The sequence below is a fragment of the Scleromatobacter humisilvae genome (assembly GCF_023231945.1).
Classification (GTDB): Bacteria; Pseudomonadota; Gammaproteobacteria; order Burkholderiales; family Burkholderiaceae_C; genus Scleromatobacter; species Scleromatobacter humisilvae.
In genome coordinates this window covers 1,797,717-1,819,513 of sequence record NZ_JAJLJH010000001.1, presented here as the reverse complement: position 1 = coordinate 1,819,513, position 21,797 = coordinate 1,797,717, and the positions used below count along the sequence as shown (strand labels likewise).

Annotated in this window: 15 protein-coding genes; 14 read left to right on the top strand and 1 reads right to left on the bottom strand. The window is 64.4% G+C overall.

Annotated elements, in window-relative coordinates; genetic code table 11:
• The first annotated feature begins 346 nt into the window (after positions 1 to 346).
• The 9 genes from rpoB to LPC04_RS08575 all read left to right on the top strand — a co-directional run bounded on the left by rpoB (position 347) and on the right by LPC04_RS08575 (position 16,095).
• Positions 347 to 4,468 carry a DNA-directed RNA polymerase subunit beta gene (rpoB, locus tag LPC04_RS08615; protein WP_275681766.1) on the top strand — a complete coding sequence of 1,374 codons (4,122 nt, stop codon included), beginning with the start codon at positions 347 to 349 and terminating at the stop codon, positions 4,466 to 4,468.
• Positions 4,469 to 4,556: 88 nt separating this feature from the next.
• Entirely contained in the window at positions 4,557 to 8,783 is a 4,227-nt protein-coding gene (rpoC, locus tag LPC04_RS08610) for a DNA-directed RNA polymerase subunit beta' (protein WP_275681765.1), read from the top strand.
• 231 nt (positions 8,784 to 9,014) lie between these two features.
• Complete coding sequence (locus tag LPC04_RS08605; RefSeq protein ID WP_275681764.1) at positions 9,015 to 9,539, top strand: PEP-CTERM sorting domain-containing protein; 525 nt, start codon at positions 9,015 to 9,017, stop codon at positions 9,537 to 9,539.
• 86 nt (positions 9,540 to 9,625) lie between these two features.
• Positions 9,626 to 10,246: a choice-of-anchor C family PEP-CTERM protein gene (locus LPC04_RS08600; RefSeq protein WP_275681763.1), complete on the top strand. Its 621-nt coding sequence runs from the start codon at positions 9,626 to 9,628 to the stop codon at positions 10,244 to 10,246.
• Between the two features lie 369 nt (positions 10,247 to 10,615).
• Positions 10,616 to 11,542: a ubiquinol oxidase subunit II gene (gene cyoA / locus LPC04_RS08595; protein ID WP_275681762.1), complete on the top strand. Its 927-nt coding sequence runs from the start codon at positions 10,616 to 10,618 to the stop codon at positions 11,540 to 11,542.
• 14 nt (positions 11,543 to 11,556) lie between these two features.
• Entirely contained in the window at positions 11,557 to 13,530 is a 1,974-nt protein-coding gene (gene cyoB, locus LPC04_RS08590; RefSeq protein WP_275681943.1) for a cytochrome o ubiquinol oxidase subunit I, read from the top strand.
• A 13-nt stretch (positions 13,531 to 13,543) separates the two neighbouring features.
• Positions 13,544 to 14,173 (top strand): cytochrome o ubiquinol oxidase subunit III, encoded by a 630-nt coding sequence (gene cyoC, locus LPC04_RS08585; protein ID WP_275681761.1) that lies wholly within the window; start codon positions 13,544 to 13,546, stop codon positions 14,171 to 14,173.
• 2 nt (positions 14,174 to 14,175) lie between these two features.
• Positions 14,176 to 14,628, top strand: a complete 453-nt coding sequence (gene cyoD / locus LPC04_RS08580; RefSeq protein WP_275681760.1) for a cytochrome o ubiquinol oxidase subunit IV — start codon at positions 14,176 to 14,178, stop codon at positions 14,626 to 14,628.
• Positions 14,629 to 14,706: 78 nt separating this feature from the next.
• The gene (locus LPC04_RS08575) at positions 14,707 to 16,095 is read left to right on the top strand and encodes a DUF3943 domain-containing protein (RefSeq protein WP_275681759.1); all 1,389 of its coding nucleotides are present in this window, start codon (positions 14,707 to 14,709) and stop codon (positions 16,093 to 16,095) included.
• Here the strand turns inward: LPC04_RS08575 and LPC04_RS08570 are convergent.
• Entirely contained in the window at positions 16,092 to 16,529 is a 438-nt protein-coding gene (locus LPC04_RS08570; RefSeq protein ID WP_275681758.1) for a PIN domain-containing protein, read from the bottom strand. The two genes, LPC04_RS08575 and LPC04_RS08570, sit on opposite strands and share 4 nt — an antisense overlap.
• A gap of 260 nt (positions 16,530 to 16,789) precedes the next feature.
• Here LPC04_RS08570 and rpsL point away from each other — a divergent pair, with 260 nt between their 5' ends.
• From rpsL to rpsJ, 5 genes are all read left to right on the top strand, one after another.
• Entirely contained in the window at positions 16,790 to 17,167 is a 378-nt protein-coding gene (rpsL, locus tag LPC04_RS08565) for a 30S ribosomal protein S12 (RefSeq protein ID WP_275681757.1), read from the top strand.
• Positions 17,168 to 17,368: 201 nt separating this feature from the next.
• A complete protein-coding gene (gene rpsG / locus LPC04_RS08560) occupies positions 17,369 to 17,839 on the top strand; it encodes a 30S ribosomal protein S7 (RefSeq protein WP_275681756.1) in 471 nt (156 codons plus the stop codon).
• A gap of 78 nt (positions 17,840 to 17,917) precedes the next feature.
• Entirely contained in the window at positions 17,918 to 20,023 is a 2,106-nt protein-coding gene (fusA, locus tag LPC04_RS08555; protein WP_275681755.1) for an elongation factor G, read from the top strand.
• A 122-nt stretch (positions 20,024 to 20,145) separates the two neighbouring features.
• A complete protein-coding gene (gene tuf / locus LPC04_RS08550) occupies positions 20,146 to 21,336 on the top strand; it encodes an elongation factor Tu (protein ID WP_275681754.1) in 1,191 nt (396 codons plus the stop codon).
• Positions 21,337 to 21,432: 96 nt separating this feature from the next.
• A complete protein-coding gene (rpsJ, locus tag LPC04_RS08545; protein ID WP_009548403.1) occupies positions 21,433 to 21,744 on the top strand; it encodes a 30S ribosomal protein S10 in 312 nt (103 codons plus the stop codon).
• Positions 21,745 to 21,797 lie beyond the last annotated feature (53 nt).

Below are 21,797 nucleotides of genomic sequence, written 5' to 3'. Positions count from 1 at the left end.
GGTAACCGTCCCCATGTTGTCTTGTTCGCCCCCGCCTCGTGCGGGGGAGAGAGCAGCGCAAAACGGGCCGCAAGCCCGTTTTGCAGTGTTCTCTGATCCGACTGCAGAGAACAGGTTTGGTCGGACTCCGGTGCAATGCCGGGGTTGTCCGCCAGCGATTGGTAGTGGCCAATCACCAAGCAACGCGGCGCAATGCCGGAGTCGACGACGGGCCGCCCCGAGTCGACTCGCCCCCCTCGGGGGGTGGAATCCGCGTTTTTGCGGATTCCAGGGGGCCGCGTGAATGCCAGTCGCCGACGAGATGCGTGCCCAAGGCCAGGGTGCGTGTCGTCGCTACGGAGTGTGTATGGCGCAAGCAACCCCCTATAGCTTTACCGAACGCAAGCGGATCCGGAAGAATTTCGGAAAGCGCGAGAGCGTCCTGAACGTCCCTTACCTGCTGACGATGCAGCAGGATTCCTACGTCGCCTTCCTTCAGAAGGACGTGGCGCCGCAGAAGCGCAAGCCCGAAGGCTTGCAGGCGGCTTTCCTGTCCGCGTTCCCGATCGTGTCGCACAACAGCATGGTCGAGATGAAGTTCATCGAGTTCAACATCGCGAAGCCGCCGTTCGACGTGCGGGAATGCCAGCAGCGCGGACTCACGTTCGCCGCCGCCGTGCGCGCGAAGCTCCAGATGATCATCTATGACCGCGAGTCGGCTCCGGCCAAGGTCGTCAAGGAGATCAAGGAGCAAGAGGTCTACATGGGCGAAGTTCCGCTCATGACCGACTACGGCTCGTTCATCGTCAATGGCACCGAGCGTGTCATCGTCAGCCAGCTGCACCGCTCCCCCGGCGTGTTCTTCGAGCACGACAAGGGCAAGACCCACTCGTCCGGCAAGCTGCTGTTCTCCGCGCGCATCATTCCGTACCGCGGCTCGTGGCTCGACTTCGAGTTCGATCCGAAGGACGTCCTGTACTTCCGCGTCGACCGTCGCCGCAAGATGCCCGTCACGATCCTGCTGAAGGCCATCGGCCTGAATCCGGAAGCGATCCTGGCGCACTTCTTCAAGAACGACACCTTCCGCCTGATGGATTCCGGCGCGCAGATGGAGTTCGTCGCCGAGCGCCTGAAGGGCGAGGTCGCGCGTTTCGACATCACCGACAAGGAAGGCAACGTCGTCGTCGAGAAGGACAAGCGCATCACCGCGCGCCACGTGCGCCAGCTCGAGCAGTCGGGCACGACGCACGTCACGGTGCCGGAAGACTTCCTGATCGGCCGCGTCGTCGCCCGCAACATGGTCGACGCCGACACCGGCGAGATCATCGCCAAGGCCAATGACGAGCTGACCGAAGCGCTGCTGAAGAAGCTGCGCGGCGCCGGCGTGAAGGAACTCGCGGTCCTGTTCACCAACGAACTCGACCAGGGCGCCTACATCAGCCAGACGCTGGCCACCGACGAGACGGCCGACCAGCTGGCCGCCCGTGTCGCCATCTACCGCATGATGCGCCCCGGCGAGCCGCCGACCGAAGACGCCGTCGAAGCGCTGTTCAACCGCCTGTTCTACAGCGAGGACACGTACGACCTGTCCCGCGTGGGCCGCATGAAATTCAATGCGCGCATCAGCCGCGAAGGTTCCGAGGGCGCGATGACGCTGTCCAACGAGGACATCATCGCCGTCGTCAAGATCCTCGTCGAGCTGCGCAATGGCCGTGGCGAAGTCGACGACATCGACCACCTGGGCAATCGTCGCGTGCGTTGCGTGGGCGAACTGGCCGAGAACCAGTACCGCTCGGGCCTGGCGCGCATCGAGAAGGCCGTCAAGGAACGTCTCGGCCAGGCCGAGACCGAAGCCCTGATGCCGCACGACCTGATCAACTCCAAGCCGATCTCCGCGGCGCTCAAGGAGTTCTTCGGCGCGTCGCAGCTGTCGCAGTTCATGGACCAGACCAACCCGCTGTCGGAAATCACGCACAAGCGTCGCGTTTCCGCACTGGGCCCGGGCGGCCTGACCCGCGAGCGTGCCGGCTTCGAAGTCCGCGACGTGCATCCGACCCACTACGGTCGCGTGTGCCCGATCGAGACGCCGGAAGGCCCGAACATCGGCCTGATCAACTCGCTGGCCCTGTACGCCCGCCTGAACGACTACGGCTTCCTCGAGACGCCGTATCGCCGCGTGGGTGACTCGAAGGTCACCGACCAGATCGACTACCTGTCGGCCATCGAGGAAAGCAAGTACGTCATCGCGCAGGCCAACGCCTCGCTCGATGCTTCCGGCAAGCTGACCGACGAGCTGGTCTCGGCCCGCGAGAACGGCGAATCCGTCCTGACCTCGCCGGAACGCATCCAGTACATGGACGTGGCTCCGACGCAGATCGTCTCGGTCGCCGCCTCGCTGGTGCCGTTCCTCGAGCACGACGATGCGAACCGCGCGCTGATGGGCGCCAACATGCAACGCCAAGCCGTCCCGGTCCTGCGCCCCGAAAAGGCGCTGGTCGGCACGGGCGTGGAACGCGTGGCGGCGGTCGACTCGGGCACGGTCGTGACGTCGCGCCGCGGCGGCATCGTCGACTACATCGACACCAACCGCGTCGTGATTCGCGTCAACGACGCGGAAACGGTTGCGGGTGAAGTCGGCGTCGACATCTACAACCTGATCAAGTACCAGCGTTCCAACCAGAACACGAACATCCACCAGCGTCCCATCGTCCAGCGCGGCGACAAGGTCGCGGCGGGCGACGTGATCGCGGACGGCGCGTCGACCGACCTGGGTGAACTGGCTCTCGGCCAGAACATGCTCGTCGCGTTCATGCCGTGGAACGGCTACAACTTCGAAGACTCGATCCTGCTGTCGGAACGTGTCATCGCCGAAGACCGCTACACCTCGATCCACATCGAGGAACTGGTGGTCATGGCGCGCGACACGAAGCTGGGCTCGGAAGAAATCACGCGCGACATCCCGAACCTGTCGGAGCAGCAACTCGGCCGCCTGGACGAGTCGGGCATCGTCTACATCGGCGCCGAAGTGAACGCGGGCGACGTGCTCGTGGGCAAGGTCACGCCGAAGGGCGAGACCACGCTGACGCCGGAAGAGAAGCTGCTGCGCGCGATCTTCGGCGAGAAGGCTTCGGACGTGAAGGACACGTCGCTGCGCGTCGACCAGGGCACCAACGGCACCGTCATCGACGTCCAGGTGTTCACCCGCGAAGGCATCCAGCGCGACAAGCGCGCGCAACAGATCATCGACGATGAACTGAAGCGCTTCCGCCTCGACCTGAACGACCAGCTGCGCATCGTCGAAGCCGACGCGTTCGACCGCATCGCGAAGCTGCTGAACGGCCGCATCGTCAACGGTGGTCCGCAGAAGATCGCCAAGGGCACCGCCATCGACAAGGCCTACCTGGCCAGCATCGAGAAGTACCATTGGTTCGACATCCGCCCGGCGGAAGACGACATCGCCAACCAGCTCGAGTCGATCAAGAACTCGCTCGAGCAGACGCGCCACGGCTTCGACCTCGCCTTCGAGGAGAAGCGCAAGAAGCTGACGCAGGGCGACGAGCTGCCGGCCGGCGTGCTGAAGATGGTCAAGGTCTACCTGGCCGTCAAGCGCCGCCTGCAACCCGGCGACAAGATGGCCGGCCGCCACGGCAACAAGGGTGTCGTGTCCAAGATCGTCGCGGTCGAGGACATGCCCTACATGGCCGACGGCACCCCGTGCGACATCGTGCTGAACCCGCTGGGCGTCCCGTCGCGGATGAACGTCGGGCAGGTGCTCGAAGTCCACCTGGGCTGGGCCGGCAAGGGCATCGGCCAGCGCATCGGCGACATGCTGCAGAAGCAGGCCGCCGCTGCCGAGATCCGCGCCTTCATGGACGAGCTGTACAACAAGTCGGGCGGCAAGGGCGAGAACATCGCCGAGCTGTCGGATGCGGAAGTCATCAGCATGGCCGGCGAGCTCACCAAGGGCGTGCCGTTCGCGACGCCGGTGTTCGACGGCGCTGCCGAGGAAGAGATCCGCGGCATGCTGCGTCTTGCCTATCCGGACGACATCGCCGCTCGCAAGGGCCTCACCGCCACGCGGACCCAGTGCGTCCTGCACGACGGTCGCACCGGCGAAGCCTTCGAGCGCCCCGTCACGGTCGGCTACATGCACGTCCTGAAGCTCCATCACCTGGTGGACGACAAGATGCACGCACGTTCGACCGGCCCGTACTCGCTCGTCACCCAGCAGCCGCTGGGCGGCAAGGCGCAGTTCGGCGGCCAGCGCTTCGGCGAAATGGAAGTCTGGGCGCTGGAAGCGTACGGCGCGGCTTACGTTCTGCAGGAAATGCTGACCGTGAAGTCCGACGACGTGAACGGCCGTACGAAGGTGTACGAGAACATCGTCAAGGGCGAACACGCGATCGATGCCGGCATGCCGGAATCGTTCAATGTGCTGGTCAAGGAAATTCGATCGCTCGGTATCGACATCGAGTTGGAAAAGAACTGAACGTGAATCGACCCGCCGTGCGCTGCGCGGCGGGGCACCCCATTCAGTTCGTGATCATCGACAGTTACCGAGTTTTTAGGAGAGATGCATGAAGGGCTTGCTGGACCTTTTCAAGCAATTCACCCCCGATGAGCATTTCGATGCCATCAAGATCGGCCTCGCGTCGCCCGAAAAGATCCGTTCGTGGTCTTTCGGCGAAGTCAAGAAGCCGGAAACCATCAACTACCGGACGTTCAAGCCGGAGCGTGATGGTCTGTTCTGCGCCAAGATCTTCGGTCCCATCAAGGACTACGAGTGCCTGTGCGGCAAGTACAAGCGCCTGAAGCACCGTGGCGTGATCTGCGAGAAGTGCGGCGTCGAAGTGACGCAGACCAAGGTTCGCCGTGATCGCATGGGTCACATCGACCTGGCGGCGCCGTGCGCGCACATCTGGTTCCTGAAGTCGCTGCCGTCGCGCCTGGGCCTCGTGCTCGACATGACGCTGCGCGACATCGAGCGCGTGCTGTACTTCGAAGCCTACGTGGTCGTGGACCCGGGCATGACGCCGCTGAAGAAGTTCTCGATCATGACCGAGGACGACTTCGAGGCCAAGCATGCCGAGTTCGGTGACGAGTTCACCGCGCTGATGGGCGCCGAGGGCATCAAGAAGCTGCTGGAGGAAATGGATCTCGACGTCGAGATCGACAAGCTCCGCAACGACATGACCGGCTCCGAGCTGAAGGTCAAGAAGAATTCCAAGCGCCTCAAGGTGATGGAAGCCTTCAAGAAGTCGGGCATCAAGCCCAACTGGATGATCATGGACGTGCTGCCGGTGCTGCCGCCGGACCTGCGTCCGCTCGTCCCGCTGGACGGCGGCCGCTTCGCCACGTCGGACCTGAACGACCTCTATCGTCGCGTCATCAACCGCAACAACCGTCTCGCGCGCCTGCTCGAGCTGAAGGCCCCTGAGATCATCGTGCGCAACGAAAAGCGCATGCTGCAGGAAGCCGTCGACTCGCTGCTGGACAACGGTCGTCGCGGCAAGGCGATGACGGGCGCGAACAAGCGCGCCCTGAAGTCGCTGGCCGACATGATCAAGGGCAAGTCGGGCCGCTTCCGCCAGAACCTGCTGGGCAAGCGCGTCGACTACTCCGGTCGTTCGGTGATCACCGTGGGCCCGACGCTCAAGCTGCACCAGTGCGGCCTGCCCAAGCTGATGGCCATCGAGCTCTTCAAGCCGTTCATCTTCTCGCGCCTCGAGGCCATGGGCATCGCGACGACGATCAAGGCGGCGAAGAAGGAAGTGGAAGCGGGCACGCCGGTGGTGTGGGACATCCTTGAAGAAGTCATCAAGGAACACCCGATCATGCTGAACCGCGCGCCGACGCTGCACCGCCTGGGCATCCAGGCCTTCGAGCCGGTGCTGATCGAAGGCAAGGCGATCCAGCTGCATCCGCTCGTCTGCGCGGCGTTCAACGCCGACTTCGACGGTGACCAGATGGCCGTCCACGTCCCGCTGTCGATCGAGGCGCAGATGGAAGCGCGCGCGCTGATGCTCGCCTCCAACAACGTGCTGTTCCCGGCCAACGGCGAACCGTCGATCGTGCCGTCGCAGGACGTCGTGCTGGGCCTGTACTACGCCACCCGCGAGCGCATCAACGGCAAGGGCGAAGGGATGATCTTCAAGGACATCTCCGAGATGCTGCGCGCGCTCGAGAACGGTGTCGTCGAGATCACGGCCAGGATCAACGTCATGCTGCCGGAGTGGACGAAGAACGCCGATGGCGTGTTCGTCGAGAACATCAAGCTGACCGAGACGACCGTCGGCCGTGCGCTGCTGTCCGAGATCCTGCCCAAGGGCCTGCCGTTCTCGAACATCAACAAGGCGCTCAAGAAGAAGGAAATCTCGCGCCTGATCAACACGTCCTTCCGCAAGTGCGGCCTGAAGGAAACCGTCGTGTTCGCAGACAAGCTGCTGCAGAACGGTTTCCGCCTGGCCACGCGCGCCGGCATCTCGATCGCCATCGACGACATGCTGGTGCCCAAGGAAAAGCCGGGTCTGATCGAACGCGCCGAGAAGGAAGTCAAGGAGATCGAGCAGCAGTACGTCTCGGGTCTCGTGACTGCCGGCGAGCGCTACAACAAGGTCGTCGACATCTGGGGCAAGACCGGTGACGAAGTGGGCAAGGTCATGATGGCCCAGCTCGCCAAGCAGAAGGTGCTCGACCGCCACGGCAAGGAAGTCGACCAGGAATCGTTCAACTCGATCTACATGATGGCCGACTCCGGCGCTCGCGGCTCCGCCGCGCAGATCCGCCAGCTGGCCGGCATGCGGGGCCTGATGGCGAAGCCGGACGGCTCCATCATCGAGACGCCGATCACCGCGAACTTCCGCGAAGGCCTGAACGTTCTGCAGTACTTCATCTCCACCCACGGCGCCCGCAAGGGTCTCGCGGACACGGCGCTGAAGACCGCGAACTCCGGCTACCTGACGCGTCGTCTCGTCGACGTCACGCAGGATCTGGTGGTCACCGAGGACGACTGCGGCACGCAGAACGGCCTCGCGATGCGCGCCCTGGTCGAAGGTGGTGAAGTCATCGAATCGCTGCGCGATCGCGTCCTGGGACGCGTGACCGCGGTGGAAGTGCTGCACCCCGAGACGCAGGCCGTCGTGCTGGGCGCCACCGAGATCCTGTCGGAAGACGTCCTCGACAAGCTCGAGGCCGTCGGTGTCGACGAGGTCAAGGTCCGCACTCCGCTGACCTGCACGACGCGCTACGGCCTGTGCGCCCGCTGCTACGGCCGCGATCTGGGCCGTGGCGGCCTGATCAACGTCGGCGAAGCGATCGGCGTCATCGCGGCGCAGTCGATCGGCGAGCCGGGCACGCAGCTGACCATGCGCACGTTCCACATCGGTGGCGCGGCGTCGCGTGCGGCGGTGGCCTCGAGCGTCGACGCGAAGTCGGACGGCGTGATCGGCTTCAACCCGACGATGCGCTACGTGACCAACGGCAAGGGCGAACTGGTGGTGATCTCGCGTTCCGGCGAAATCATCATCCTGGATCCGCACGGCCGCGAGCGCGAGCGTCACAAGGTGCCGTACGGCGCCCTGCTGAACGTCAAGGCCGACCAGGCGGTCAAGCACGGTCACGTGCTGGCCAACTGGGATCCGCTGACGCGCCCGATCATCACGGAATTCGCCGGTCGCGCGAGCTTCGAGAACGTCGAGGAAGGCGTCACCGTCGCCAAGCAGGTCGACGAAGTCACCGGCCTGTCCACGCTGGTCGTGATCGATCCGAAGCGCCGCGGCGCTGCCAAGATCGTCCGTCCGCAGGTCAAGCTGCTGGACGCGCAAGGCCAGGAAGTCAAGATCCCCGGCACCGACCACTCGGTGACGATCGGCTTCTCGGTCGGTTCGCTGATCCAGATCCGCGACGGCCAGGACCTGATGCCTGGCGAAGTGCTGGCGCGTATTCCGGTCGAAGGCCAGAAGACTCGCGACATCACCGGCGGTCTGCCGCGCGTGGCCGAGCTCTTCGAAGCCCGCAGCCCGAAGGACAAGGGCACGCTGGCCGAGAAGACCGGTACCGTGTCGTTCGGCAAGGAGACCAAGGGCAAGGTTCGCCTGCAGATCACCGATCCGGAAGGCATCGTCCACGAGGAACTCGTGCCGAAGGAAAAGAACATCCTGGTGCACGAAGGCCAGGTGGTCAACAAGGGCGAGAGCGTCGTCGACGGCCCGGCCGATCCGCAGGACATCCTGCGCCTGCTGGGTGTCGAGGAACTGGCGCGCTACATCGTCGACGAAGTGCAGGACGTGTATCGTCTGCAGGGCGTGAAGATCAACGACAAGCACATCGAGGTGATCGTTCGCCAGATGCTGCGCCGCGTGCAGATCACGAACCCGGGCGACACGCACTACATCCTCGGCGAACAGGTGGAGCGCTCGGAGCTGTTCGGCACCAACGACAAGATGCGCAAGGACGACAAGCTCCCTGCCACCTACTCGGACGTGCTGCTGGGCATCACCAAGGCCTCGCTGTCGACCGACTCGTTCATCTCGGCCGCGTCCTTCCAGGAAACGACCCGTGTGCTCACCGAGGCTGCCATCATGGGCAAGCGCGACGAGCTGCGTGGCCTGAAGGAAAACGTCATCGTCGGCCGCCTGATCCCGGCCGGCACGGGCATGGCCTTCCACCAGGCTCGCAAGGCCAAGGAAGACATGGACGAGACCGAGCGCCGTGCGATCGCGCTGCAGGAGGCCGAGGAACTGGCGGCCGCGCAGCTGGCGCAACTGGACGCTGCCCCTGCGGGTGGCGAACAGCTGGCCGAGTAAACCGGCGCAGGGCGTCTTCGCGACGCCTCGCAACGACAAAGGGCGACCCGTGGGTCGCCCTTTTTTCTTGTGCGCGCGCCCGGCGACCGGCCTCTCGGCCGTTTTGATGATTCCTCGCGTGCAAATGTCACGGCGACCGCGGGAACGCGCGCGCCGAGAGTTGTTGCAGCTTGTTACGCGCAGCCAAAATCGAGGCCTCGAGGGAAGTCCCCTGAACAACCGAAGGCCACCATGACCTCACGATCCATGTCCAAGCTGCTGGCTGCTGGCGCGATGTCGCTGGCCTTGACGGCCGCGGGTTCGGCGCACGCCGCCACCTACGAACTCACGTTCACCGGCACCAACGTGTCGGGCGACGTCTTCGCCACCACCAGCGGCAGCAATGTCACCGCGATCTGGGGCTCGGTCACCGACGGCGACCTTGGCCCCGGCACGTTCGCCATCACGGGCCTGAGCAGCTATGCGAGCTCGGACAACACCGTCGGCAGCAGTTCGCCCTTCATCACGCTGGGCGGCCTGTCGTTCGCGACGGCCGGTGGCGGGAACTTCAATCTCGCGGACCTCGACGGCTACGCGGGCTACTCGGGCTACACCTTCCTGTCGTCGACGCTCAATCCGGGCGGCGGCTTCTCGGCGGTGGGCCAGACGGCGGTGACGCTGGACGTCAGCGTCGTGCCCGAACCGGCCAACCTCGCGCTGATGATGGCGGGCCTGCTGGGCCTGGCCGCGGTGTCGCGCCGCCGCGCCGCGCGCTGACCCACTCCCGTGGCCTGCCGTCGATGCAGGCCCTGACCAGGGCGGCCTGCGGGTCGCCCTTCCAATTTCCAAGCAAAGGCATCCTCATGTTCAATCTCAAGGCCTCCGTCGTGAGCGTCTCCTTCCTGGCGTTGACCGCCGCCGCCCAGGCCAGCACCAACCTGGTGGCCGACGGCAGCTTCAGCGAAGGCTCGGGCGTGGGCTCGTACTCGACCACGTTCGCCGGCGGCAACATTGGCGCTTGGAACGTCACCAGCGGCTCGGTCGACCTGATCGGCTCGTATTGGGCGGCCCCGACGGGCTACTCGATCGACCTGGACGGCAACTCGCCCGGCGCGATCAGCCAGGATCTGTCGCTGGCCACCGGCGGCTACCTGCTGACGTTCTCGCTGGCCGGCAACCCGGACGGCGGCAGCGCGGTCAAGAGCGTGGAAGTGGCCATCGACGGCGTGACGCACGACTTCACGTTCGACACCACCGGCCAGGCGCGCAACAACATGGGCTGGCTGACCGAGTCGGTCTATTTCTCGAACACCGCTGCGACCACCACGCTGTCGTTCACCAGCAAGGACGCCGGCGGTCCCTACGGCGCCGCGCTGGCCGACATCAGCGTGACGGCGGTGCCGGAACCCGGGTCGACCGCCCTGATGCTGGCCGGCCTGGGCATGGTCGGCGTGATGGCCTCGCGCCGCAAGCGCGGCGTCTGATCCCTTCGGAACAGGGCGGCGCGCGCGTTTGACGCCGCCCTCAACGACAAAGGCGACCCAGGGGTCGCCTTTTTCATGCGGGTCCGCAAATTGTTGCTGCGCTGCCTCGGCTTCCTCGATGGGCGCGCGCGAAGCGCGGAATCCATGGGCGGCGGGTAAAAGCGGGCATCGAGTCGGCAATGCCCTCCAACTGCGCGAAAAGCCGTGACGCGCTCGGGGTCTGGCTCTAGAAATACCCAGGCTCCGCACTTACTTTGGCGGGCGCCGCGGAACAAACTTTGGCAAAATAGTAAGGATTAGCTCAACCCACCCCTGCGTCAACCTTGGAAACCCTGGTTGGACGGTGCCCGGGTGCCCGCCGAGAGGGAAATGAAACAAGCTCGCAGTAGTACACGCCTTGCCGGCGTGCTGACATTCGCCATGGCCGCTCTCCTGAGCGGCTGTCATGCGTCGTTGCTCGAACCCGCTGGCAAGATCGCGGTCGACGAGAAGTCGCTGATCATCACGGCCACGTTGCTGATGCTGATCGTGGTGATCCCCGTGATCCTGATGGCGCTCTACTTCCCCTGGAAGTACCGCGAGTCGAACAAGTCGGCCACCTACACGCCCAACTGGTCGTATTCGCACCGGATCGAAGCGGTCGTGTGGGCGATTCCCATCGCCATCATCCTGGTGCTGGGCACGATCACCTGGAAGACGACGCACGAGCTCGATCCGTACAAACCGCTCGAGTCCAGCGTCAAGCCGATCACGATCGAGGTCGTGTCGCTGGACTGGAAGTGGCTGTTCATCTATCCCGACCAGCACATCGCGACGGTCAACGAGATCCAGTTCCCGGCCGGCACGCCGGTGAACTTCAAGATCACGTCCGACACCGTGATGAACGTGTTCTTCATCCCGCAGCTGGGCAGCCAGATCTACGCGATGGCCGGCATGCAGACGCAGGTCAACCTGATCGCGGACCAGCCGGGCACCTTCGACGGCCTGTCCACCAACTTCAGCGGAGCGGGCTTCCCCGACATGAAGTTCACGGCGACCGCGTCGTCGCAGGCCGGTTTCGACGCCTGGGTCGCCAAGGTCAAGGCCTCCGGCAACAAGCTGGGCCTGGACAACTACGGTGACCTCGCGAAGCCGTCGTCCAAGGATCCGGTCAAGTATTTCTCCACTGTCGAGCCCGTGCTGTTCGCGGCCGTCCTCGACAAGTACATGGACAAGTCGTCGGGCCTGAAGCTGGCCGACAAGATCTGTCTGCCCAACAAGGTCGCGGCTGCGACCAGCAAAGAGCGCGCGGAGTAAACGACGTGGACATGTTGTTCGGCAAGCTGAGTTGGGACGCGATTCCCTTCCATGAGCCCGTCGCCATGGGCGGCGTGATGGGCATGGTCATCGCCGGTCTGGCGGTGTTGATCGGTATCACGTACTTCAAGAAGTGGGGCTACCTGTACCGCGAGTGGCTGACCTCGGTCGACCACAAGAAGCTCGGGATCATGTACATCATTCTGGCGCTCGTCATGCTGCTGCGCGGCTTCGCCGACGCGGCCATGATGCGCACGCAGCAGGCGATCGCCTCGGGCGGCAACGAGGGCTTCCTGCACCCGGATCACTACAACCAGGTGTTCACGGCACACGGCGTGATCATGATCTTCTTTATGGCCATGCCGTTCATGGTGGGCCTGATGAACATCGTGGTGCCGCTGCAGATCGGCGCGCGCGACGTCGCCTTCCCGTTCGTCAACTCGCTGAGCTTCTGGCTGACGTTCGCCGGCGCGATGCTGGTCAATGCGTCGCTGGCGCTCGGTGAATTCGCGCGCACCGGCTGGCTGGCGTACCCGCCGCTGTCGGAGCTGCCGTACAGCCCGGGGGTCGGCGTCGACTACTACATCTGGGCGCTGCAGATCTCGGGCCTGGGCACGCTGCTGACCGGCGTCAACTTCTTCGTGACCATCGTCAAGATGCGCGCGCCGGGCATGACCTGGATGCGCCTGCCGATCTTCACGTGGACGGCGCTGTGCACCAACATGCTGATCATCTTCGCGTTCCCGATCCTGACGGTGACGCTGGCGATGCTGGGCGCCGACCGCTACCTGGGCATGCACTTCTTCACCAACGACGGTGGCGGCAACCCGATGATGTACGTCAACCTCATCTGGGCCTGGGGCCATCCCGAGGTGTACATCCTGATCCTGCCGGCGTTCGGCGTGTTCTCGGAGATCGCCTCGACGTTCTCGGCCAAGAAGCTGTTCGGCTACACGTCGATGGTCTACGCGACGCTGGCCATCACGGTGCTGTCGTTCATCGTCTGGCTGCACCACTTCTTCACGATGGGCTCGGGGGCCAACGTCAACGCCTTCTTCGGCATCTCGACGATGCTGATCTCGATCCCGACGGGCGTGAAGATCTTCAACTGGCTGTTCACGATGTACCGCGGCCGCGTGCGCATGACGACCCCGATGCTGTGGACGGTCGGCTTCATCGTCACGTTCACGATCGGCGGCATGACCGGCGTCATGCTGGCGGTGCCGGGCGCCGACTTCCTGCTGCACAACAGCCTGTTCCTGATCGCGCACTTCCACAACGTGATCATCGGCGGCGTGCTGTTCGGCTACCTCGCCGGCATGGCCTACTGGTTCCCGAAGTCGTTCGGCTTCCGCCTGCACGAAGGCCTGGGCAAGGTCGCGTTCTGGTGCTGGCTGGTCGGCTTCTACGTCGCGTTCATGCCGCTTTACGTGCTGGGCTTCATGGGCATGACGCGCCGCATGCAGCACTATGACAACGCCGCCTGGCAGGCCTGGCTGATCGTGGCGGCCATCGGCGCCGTGATCATCGCCGCCGGCATCGGCGCGATGGTGCTGCAGCTGGCCTACAGCGTCTGGAAGCGCGACGAACTGCGCGACACCACGGGCGACCCGTGGGGCGGCCGCACGCTGGAATGGCTGACGGACTCGCCGCCGCCGTTCTACAACTTCGCGCACACGCCGGTCGTCCACACGCTCGACGCGCTGGCCTTCATGAAGGAGCGCGGCAACGTGCACAGCCGCGAGCGCTACGCCGAGATCCACATGCCGCGCAACACCGGCGTCGGCCTGATCATGGGCCTGCTGAGCCTGGCGCTCGGCTTCGGCCTGATCTGGCACATCTGGTGGCTGGCGATCGCGAGCTTCGTCGGCATGATCGTGGCGTTCATCGTCCGCTCGTTCGACGAGGACGTCGATTACTACGTGCCGATCCCCGAGGTCGAGCGCATCGAGAACGAACGCCACATGCGTTTGGCCAATCAAGGGTAAGCGCATGTCGACCATGGTTCACCAACAATCGCAGACGTTCGGCGCCCATCCGCACATGGATGGCCCGGACCACGAGCATCACCACGATGCCGGCGGCAACACCGTCTTCGGGTTCTGGATCTACCTGATGAGCGACTGCTTGCTGTTCGCAAGCCTGTTCGCCGGTTATGCCGTCCTCAGCCGCAACACCGCCGGCGGCCCGAGCGGCAAGGACCTGTTCGATCTCAAGTACGTCGCGATCGAAACGCTGTTCCTGCTGCTGAGCTCGATCACCTACGGCATGGCCATGATGGGGACGCTCAAGCGCAACTCCGCCAAGGTCCTGATCTGGCTGGCGATCACGGGCCTGTTCGGCCTGGGCTTCATCGGCATGGAAATCAACGAGTTCCACCACCTGATCGAAGAGGGCAACGGCCCGGGACGCAGCGCGTTCCTGTCGGCGTTCTTCTCGCTGGTGGGCACCCACGGCATCCACGTGTCCTCCGGCCTGCTGTGGCTGGTGGTGCTGATGTACCAGGTGTGGAGCAAGGGCGTCACCGAGACGAACCGCACGCGACTGATGTGCCTGAGCCTGTTCTGGCACTTCCTGGACATCGTCTGGATCTGCGTGTTCACCGTCGTCTACCTGCTGGGCTTCCTCTGATCATGGCCACCAACTCCCAATTCCGCAATTCCACGATCGACCCGGCATCGGGTACCTTCGGTCGCCGCAACGCGGCGCGGTATGTCGGCGGCACGGTGGCGGGCGAATCGCACGCCAGCGTCAAGTCGTACATGATCGGTTTCGTGCTGTCGATCATCCTGACGGCGATCCCGTTCGGCCTGGTGATGGACGCGGGCCACTACGGCTTCACGGCAGGCACCGTGCTCGGCGCGATCCTCGCGTTCGCCGTCGTGCAGGTGTTCGTGCACGTCGTCTACTTCCTGCACATGGACCGCTCGGCCGAGCAGCGCTGGAACGTCGTGGCCTTCGCGTTCACGGTGATGATCCTGGTGATCGTCGTGTCGGGTTCGGTCTGGATCATGCACAACGCCACCAGCAACATGGAACACGCGATGTCGGCGACCAGCTCCGAAGGCGTCATTCCGCAGAAGTAAGCCGACTCGGCTTGCACTTGAAGGCGCCCCGCGGGGCGCCTTTGTCGTTACTGGGCTCGCCCATTGCCATGGCGGCGCATGCCTCAGACACGACAACTTCTCGCGTGCGCGCTGGCGCTCGCCGCCGCGGGCGCGTCACGCGCGCAGGACACGCCCGATCCGGAGCCCGATAAGAGCGTCGCCATCCCGGCGCTCGAGATCATCGGCTTCGACCTGCTGCTCAGCAACTTCAACCGCGCGACCAGCGGCTCGCACGACTACGATGTCAGCTGGCATTCGATCGAGCACAACCTGCGCGGGCCCTGGGTGGTCGACAACGACCCCTTCAGCACCAACCAGTTCGCCCATCCTTACCAGGGCTCGCTGTATCACGCGGCGGGCCGAAGCATGGGCCTGAACTACTGGCAGGCATCGGCGCTGACCTTCGCCGGCAGCGCCTGGTGGGAGATCACCGGCGAGAAGACGCCGCCGTCCAAGAACGATCAGGTCGCCAGCGGCATCGCCGGCAGCTTCTTCGGCGAGCCGCTGTTCCGGATGGCGCATCTGGTGGGCGACCACAGCAGCGTCCCCGCCGCCTGGCGTCCGTGGCTGGCGGCCGCGATCTCGCCGCCGGTCGGCATGAACCGCTGGGCCTTCGGAAGCGACCGCTTCGGCGCGGTGTTCGAGGATCACGATCCGGCGTACTACAGCCGGCTGCACGTCGGCGGCAGTCGCGTCACCAACGACAACTTCGCTTCCAGCAAAGGCGTCAAGACCAACGTCGCGCAGGTCGACTACCAGATGGACTATGGCCTGCCGGGCAAGCCCGGCTACACCTACAACCGGCCGTTCGACTACTTCAACTTCGAGGCGGCGCTGTCGAGCTCCAACGGCGTCGAGAACCTGACGTCCAACGGCATGCTGCTCGGCGACCACTACGCGCTGGGCGACAACGTGCGCGGCATCGCCGGCATCTACGGCGGCTACGAATACCTGGCGCCGCAGATCTTCCGCGTGTCGACGACCTCGGTGTCGCTGGGAACCACGCTGCAGTGGTGGGCGGGCGAACACCTGGCGATCCAGGCGGGCGCCTCCGGCGGCGTCGGCTACGCGGCCGCGAGCTCGACGCTGCGCAACGTCGACTCGACCGAGTATCACTACGGCATGGCGCCGCGCGGCAACTTCAACCTGCGGCTGATCGAGGACGAGCGACTGTCGCTCGACGTGGCCGGTCGCATCGTTTCGCTGGGCAGGATCGCCAATCGGCAGGCCGGCCGCGACGACGTCTCGCGCATCGAGTCGGCGCTGACCTGGCGCATCGCGGGACCGCACGCGATCGGCGTCAGCTACGTCTGGTCGCACCGCAGCGCCGCGTTCCCGTCCTCCGTCCCCGAGCGACAGACGCTCGGGCAAGTGGGCATTTACTACACGCTGCTGGGCCGTCAGGACTTCGGCGCCGTGGAGTGGCGTCACCCCGACGGCGACTAGCCCAGCTCGCCCGACCAGACCTCCGGCCGGCAGACGCGCACGCCGTGGCGCTCGAGCGCCTTGCGGGCCAGTCGCAGTAACGCCTTGTCGCGCGTCACCAGCGTGTGCGCGCGCGCGGCGATCGCGAGATCGATGAACTTCTGGTCGTCAGGGTCGGTGCAATGCAGCCGGGACGCGGCGCCCGGTGGCGCGGGCGTCCCGACGGCGTGTCCGAGGCGGGACCACGTCGCCGCAATGGCGTCCTGGTCGACCGGCCAGCGTTCGCCGAAGCCCTTGGCGGCCACGAAGTCGAATTCGGCCTTCATGTCGGAAGTGAATGTCCACTCCCAATTTTCGCCGTTCAGCGCGGCATCCCAGCATTCGCAGATCGGATTGCGAAAGACCATCCAGTCGAACAGGGACTGGCTGTCGATGACGACGAGCTTGGGCGGCATGCGCGCAGCATAGCGCTTGAGGAGTTGCGGCCAAGGCATGCCGCTTGCGACGAATCTGCCGTCAGACTATAATCCTCGGCTCTCCGGCAGTTCCACGACTGCTGCGCTTCGACGTCCACGTTTTTTACGACGGCACGCTTGCAGCGATTCGGACGTGATCTCGCTCCGCACCCCTCCAGCATCAAACGCGGGTGGGCGCCCGCGAACCGGCTGCCGGGGGATTTCAAGAACACGTAACTTCAAACGGGAACAAGTTACCCATGCCTACCATCAACCAGCTTGTACGCCACGGCCGTGAGGTCGAGGTCGTCAAGTCCAAGTCGCCTGCGATGCAGAACTGCCCGCAGCGCCGTGGCGTGTGCACTCGCGTGTACACCACCACGCCGAAGAAGCCGAACTCCGCGCTTCGCAAGGTCGCCAAGGTGCGCCTGACCAACGGTTTCGAGATCATCTCGTACATCGGCGGTGAAGGCCACAACCTGCAGGAACACAGCGTCGTGCTCGTGCGCGGGGGCCGTGTGAAGGATCTGCCGGGTGTGCGTTATCACATCGTGCGCGGCTCCCTCGACCTGCAAGGCGTCAAGGATCGCAAGCAGTCGCGTTCCAAGTACGGCGCGAAGCGTCCGAAGAAGGCCTGAGCCTGGAAGCTCTTGCCTGAAGTCCAGCAGGCCCTGCTGGCAAACGAGATGTGAGGAAGCCGGAAGCGGGTTCCGAACGAATTTGCGGTGGAGCGAATAGAACGTTCCGCCGAGTAAGTGGATGGTCCCATTCGACACGGTGGCCATCCGGGCTGTCGGGCTTGATGCCTGGCGCCAACTGAAGCACTGGAAGGAAAAACCATGCCACGTCGCCGCGAAGTACCCAAGCGCGAGATCCTGCCTGACCCGAAGTTCGGATCGGTCGATCTCTCGAAGTTCATGAACGTCGTGATGGAATCCGGCAAGAAGGCCGTTGCCGAGCGCATCATCTACGGTGCCCTCGAGCAGATCGAGAAGAAGGCCAACAAGGATCCGCTGGAGATCTTCATGGTCGCGATCAACAACGTGAAGCCGATGGTCGAAGTCAAGTCCCGCCGCGTCGGCGGTGCGAACTACCAAGTTCCCGTGGAAGTTCGCCCCGTCCGCCGCATGGCGCTGGCGATGCGCTGGCTCAAGGACAGCGCCCGCAAGCGTGGCGAGAAGTCGATGTCGGCCCGCCTGGCCAATGAACTGCTCGAGGCCTCGGAAGGCCGTGGCGGCGCCATGAAGAAGCGTGACGAAGTTCACCGCATGGCCGAAGCCAACAAGGCGTTCTCGCACTTCCGCTTCTAATTACCCCCTCTGTCCTTCTGGCCGCTCTCCGGGTTGATACCAACCCTTGAGCGGCCCACGTATTTGGAGTGTCACCCCATGGCCCGCAAGACCCCCATCGAGCGCTACCGCAACATCGGTATTTCTGCGCACATCGATGCCGGCAAGACCACGACCACCGAACGGATCCTGTTCTACACCGGCGTGAACCACAAGATCGGTGAAGTGCACGACGGCGCTGCCACGATGGATTGGATGGAGCAGGAGCAGGAGCGTGGCATCACGATCACCTCCGCGGCGACGACGTGCTTCTGGAAGGGCATGGAGAGCAATTTCCCCGAGCACCGCATCAACATCATCGACACCCCGGGCCACGTCGACTTCACCATCGAAGTCGAGCGCTCGATGCGCGTGCTCGACGGCGCGTGCATGGTCTATTGCGCGGTCGGCGGCGTGCAGCCGCAGTCGGAGACCGTCTGGCGCCAAGCCAACAAGTACCAGGTGCCCCGCCTCGCGTTCGTCAACAAGATGGACCGCACCGGCGCGAACTTCTACAAGGTTTATGACCAGATGAAGGTTCGCCTAAAGGCCAACCCTGTGCCCATCGTCATCCCCATCGGCGCCGAAGAGAACTTCCAGGGCGTGATCGACCTCATCAAGATGAAGGCGATCTTCTGGGACGAGGCCTCGCAGGGCATGAAGTTCGACTATCGCGAGATCCCGGACGACCTCAAGGCCGATGCCGTGAAGTGGCGCGAGAACATGCTCGAAGCCGCGGCCGAGTCCAGCGAAGAGATGATGAACAAGTACCTCGAAGTCGGTGACCTCACCGAAGACGAGATCAAGCTCGCCATCCGCACGCGTACGATCGCCGCGGAAATCCAGCCGATGCTGTGCGGCACCGCGTTCAAGAACAAGGGCGTGCAGCGCATGCTCGACGCCGTGATCGACTTCATGCCGTCGCCGATCGACGTGCCGCCGGTTCCGGGCCTCGACGAGGACGACAAGGAAGTCGTGCGCCGCGCCGACGACAACGAGAAGTTCGCCGCCCTGGCGTTCAAGCTGATGACCGACCCGTACGTCGGCCAGCTGACGTTTGTGCGCGTGTACTCGGGCGTGCTGAAGTCCGGCGATTCGGTCTACAACCCGATCCGCGGCAAGAAGGAACGCATCGGCCGGATCCTGCAGATGCACGCCAACCAGCGTGAAGAAATCAAGGAAATCCTGGCCGGCGACATCGCCGCCTGCGTGGGCCTGAAGGACGTCACGACCGGCGAGACGCTGTGCGATCCGGAATCGATCGTCACGCTCGAGCGCATGGTGTTCCCGGAGCCCGTGATCTCGCAGGCCGTCGAGCCGAAGACCAAGGCCGACCAGGAAAAGATGGGCATCGCCCTCGGCCGCCTGGCCGCGGAAGATCCGTCGTTCCGCCTGCGCACCGACGAGGAATCGGGCCAGACCATCATTTCCGGCATGGGCGAACTCCACCTGGAAATCATCGTCGACCGCATGAAGCGCGAATTCGGCGTGGAAGCCAACGTCGGCAAGCCGCAGGTGGCCTACCGCGAGACGATCCGCAAGATCGCCAAGGACGTCGAAGGCAAGTTCGTGCGCCAGTCCGGCGGCAAGGGCCAGTACGGCCACGTCGTGCTGACCGTCGAACCGCAAGAGCCGGGCGTGGGCTTCGAGTTCGTCGACGCGACCAAGGGCGGCGTGGTTCCGAAGGAATTCATCCCCGCGGTCAAGAAGGGTGTCGAAGACACGCTGCCGAGCGGCGTGCTGGCCGGCTACCCGGTCGTCGACGTCAAGGTCACGCTGACCTTCGGTTCGTACCACGAAGTCGACTCGAACGAAAACGCGTTCAAGATGGCCGCCTCGATGGGCTTCAAGGACGCCTGCCGCAAGGCTTCGCCGGTCATCCTCGAGCCGATGATGGCCGTGGAAGTCGAGACGCCCGAAGACTACGCCGGCTCGGTGATGGGCGATCTGTCGTCCCGTCGCGGCATGGTGCAGGGCATGGACGACATGCCTGGCGGCGGCAAGGTCATCAAGGCCGAAGTCCCGCTGTCGGAAATGTTCGGCTACTCGACCACGCTGCGCTCGATGTCGCAAGGTCGCGCCACGTACACGATGGAGTTCAAGCACTACTCGGAAGCCCCGAAGAACGTTGCTGACGCCATCATCACCGCGCGCGGCAAGAACTAAGCATCACAAGCCGGTCTTCATCGGGACGCGCGACCGCTGCCAGTGGCGGTCGATGCTATTTCCCCGGTGGAGACCTTAAACCGTTCACTGGCACTGTTCTTTGATTCTCAGGAGTCCTGAAAATGGCAAAAGGTAAATTCGAACGCACGAAGCCGCACGTCAACGTCGGCACGATTGGTCACGTTGACCACGGCAAGACCACGCTGACGGCGGCGATCACGACCGTTCTGTCGAAGAAGTTCGGCGGCGAAGCCAAGGCGTACGACCAGATCGACGCGGCGCCGGAAGAAAAGGCGCGCGGCATCACGATCAACACCGCGCACGTCGAGTACGAGACGGCCAACCGCCACTACGCGCACGTCGACTGCCCGGGCCACGCCGACTACGTCAAGAACATGATCACCGGTGCCGCCCAGATGGACGGCGCCATCCTGGTGTGCTCGGCCGCCGACGGCCCGATGCCCCAGACGCGCGAGCACATCCTGCTGTCGCGCCAGGTCGGCGTGCCCTACATCATCGTCTTCCTGAACAAGGCCGACATGGTGGACGACGCCGAACTGCTCGAGCTGGTCGAGATGGAAGTTCGCGAACTCCTGTCGAAGTACGACTTCCCGGGCGACGACACGCCGATCATCAAGGGTTCGGCGAAGCTGGCCCTCGAAGGCGACAAGGGCGAGCTGGGCGAAGAAGCCATCATGAAGCTGGCCGACGCGCTCGACACGTACATCCCGACGCCGGAACGCGCCGTCGACGGCGCCTTCCTGATGCCGGTCGAAGACGTGTTCTCGATCTCGGGCCGCGGCACCGTGGTGACGGGCCGTATCGAGCGCGGCATCGTCAAGGTCGGCGAGGAAATCGAGATCGTCGGCATCTCGGCGACGCAGAAGACGACCTGCACGGGCGTGGAAATGTTCCGCAAGCTGCTCGACCAGGGCCAGGCCGGCGACAACGTCGGTATCCTGCTGCGCGGCACCAAGCGCGAAGACGTCCAGCGTGGCCAGGTGCTGTGCAAGCCGAACTCGGTCAAGCCGCACACGCACTTCACGGGCGAGATCTATGTCCTGTCCAAGGACGAAGGCGGCCGTCACACGCCGTTCTTCAACAACTATCGTCCCCAGTTCTACTTCCGCACGACGGACGTGACGGGCGCGATCGAGCTGCCGAAGGACAAGGAAATGGTCATGCCGGGCGACAACGTGTCGATCACGGTCAAGCTGATCGCCCCGATCGCCATGGAAGAAGGCCTGCGCTTCGCCATCCGTGAAGGCGGCCGCACCGTCGGCGCCGGCGTCGTCGCCAAGATCATCGAGTAACTCTTGCGTGATGCGGGCGCGTCGCCAGATCGGCGCCGCGCCCCGTTTTCCGAACTTCCGTCGGCCATGCCGGCATCGCTCTTTGAGGACATCATCATGCAAAAGCAAAAGATCCGTATCCGCCTGAAGGCATTCGACTACAAGCTGATCGACCAGTCGGCGCTCGAGATCGTCGAGACCGCCAAGCGCACCGGCGCCATCGTCAAGGGCCCGGTCCCCCTGCCGACGCGCCTGCAGCGTTTCGACATCCTGCGCTCGCCGCACGTCAACAAGACGAGCCGCGACCAGTTCGAGATCCGCACCCACCAGCGCCTGATGGACATCGTCGACCCGACGGACAAGACTGTCGACGCGCTGATGAAGCTGGACCTGCCGGCTGGCGTGGACGTCGAGATCAAGCTGCAGTAAACGACGGCCTGGCTCGCTCCGCTCCCCGCCCCCGAGGGGCTCACGCCGGATCG

Bases quoted from the DNA above. Each gene is read 5' to 3' on its own strand.
- fusA (WP_275681755.1), top strand. From the start codon at position 17,918: ATGGCCCGCAAGACCCCCATCGAGCGCTACCGCAACATCGGTATTTCT.
- rpsJ (WP_009548403.1), top strand. From the start codon at position 21,433: ATGCAAAAGCAAAAGATCCGTATCCGCCTGAAGGCATTCGACTACAAG.
- LPC04_RS08570 (WP_275681758.1), bottom strand. From the start codon at position 16,529: ATGCCGCCCAAGCTCGTCGTCATCGACAGCCAGTCCCTGTTCGACTGG.
- LPC04_RS08600 (WP_275681763.1), top strand. From the start codon at position 9,626: ATGTTCAATCTCAAGGCCTCCGTCGTGAGCGTCTCCTTCCTGGCGTTG.
- LPC04_RS08575 (WP_275681759.1), top strand. From the start codon at position 14,707: ATGCCTCAGACACGACAACTTCTCGCGTGCGCGCTGGCGCTCGCCGCC.
- rpoC (WP_275681765.1), top strand. From the start codon at position 4,557: ATGAAGGGCTTGCTGGACCTTTTCAAGCAATTCACCCCCGATGAGCAT.
- cyoA (WP_275681762.1), top strand. From the start codon at position 10,616: ATGAAACAAGCTCGCAGTAGTACACGCCTTGCCGGCGTGCTGACATTC.
- tuf (WP_275681754.1), top strand. From the start codon at position 20,146: ATGGCAAAAGGTAAATTCGAACGCACGAAGCCGCACGTCAACGTCGGC.
- LPC04_RS08605 (WP_275681764.1), top strand. From the start codon at position 9,015: ATGACCTCACGATCCATGTCCAAGCTGCTGGCTGCTGGCGCGATGTCG.
- rpsL (WP_275681757.1), top strand. From the start codon at position 16,790: ATGCCTACCATCAACCAGCTTGTACGCCACGGCCGTGAGGTCGAGGTC.
- cyoD (WP_275681760.1), top strand. From the start codon at position 14,176: ATGGCCACCAACTCCCAATTCCGCAATTCCACGATCGACCCGGCATCG.
- cyoC (WP_275681761.1), top strand. From the start codon at position 13,544: ATGGTTCACCAACAATCGCAGACGTTCGGCGCCCATCCGCACATGGAT.
- rpsG (WP_275681756.1), top strand. From the start codon at position 17,369: ATGCCACGTCGCCGCGAAGTACCCAAGCGCGAGATCCTGCCTGACCCG.
- rpoB (WP_275681766.1), top strand. From the start codon at position 347: ATGGCGCAAGCAACCCCCTATAGCTTTACCGAACGCAAGCGGATCCGG.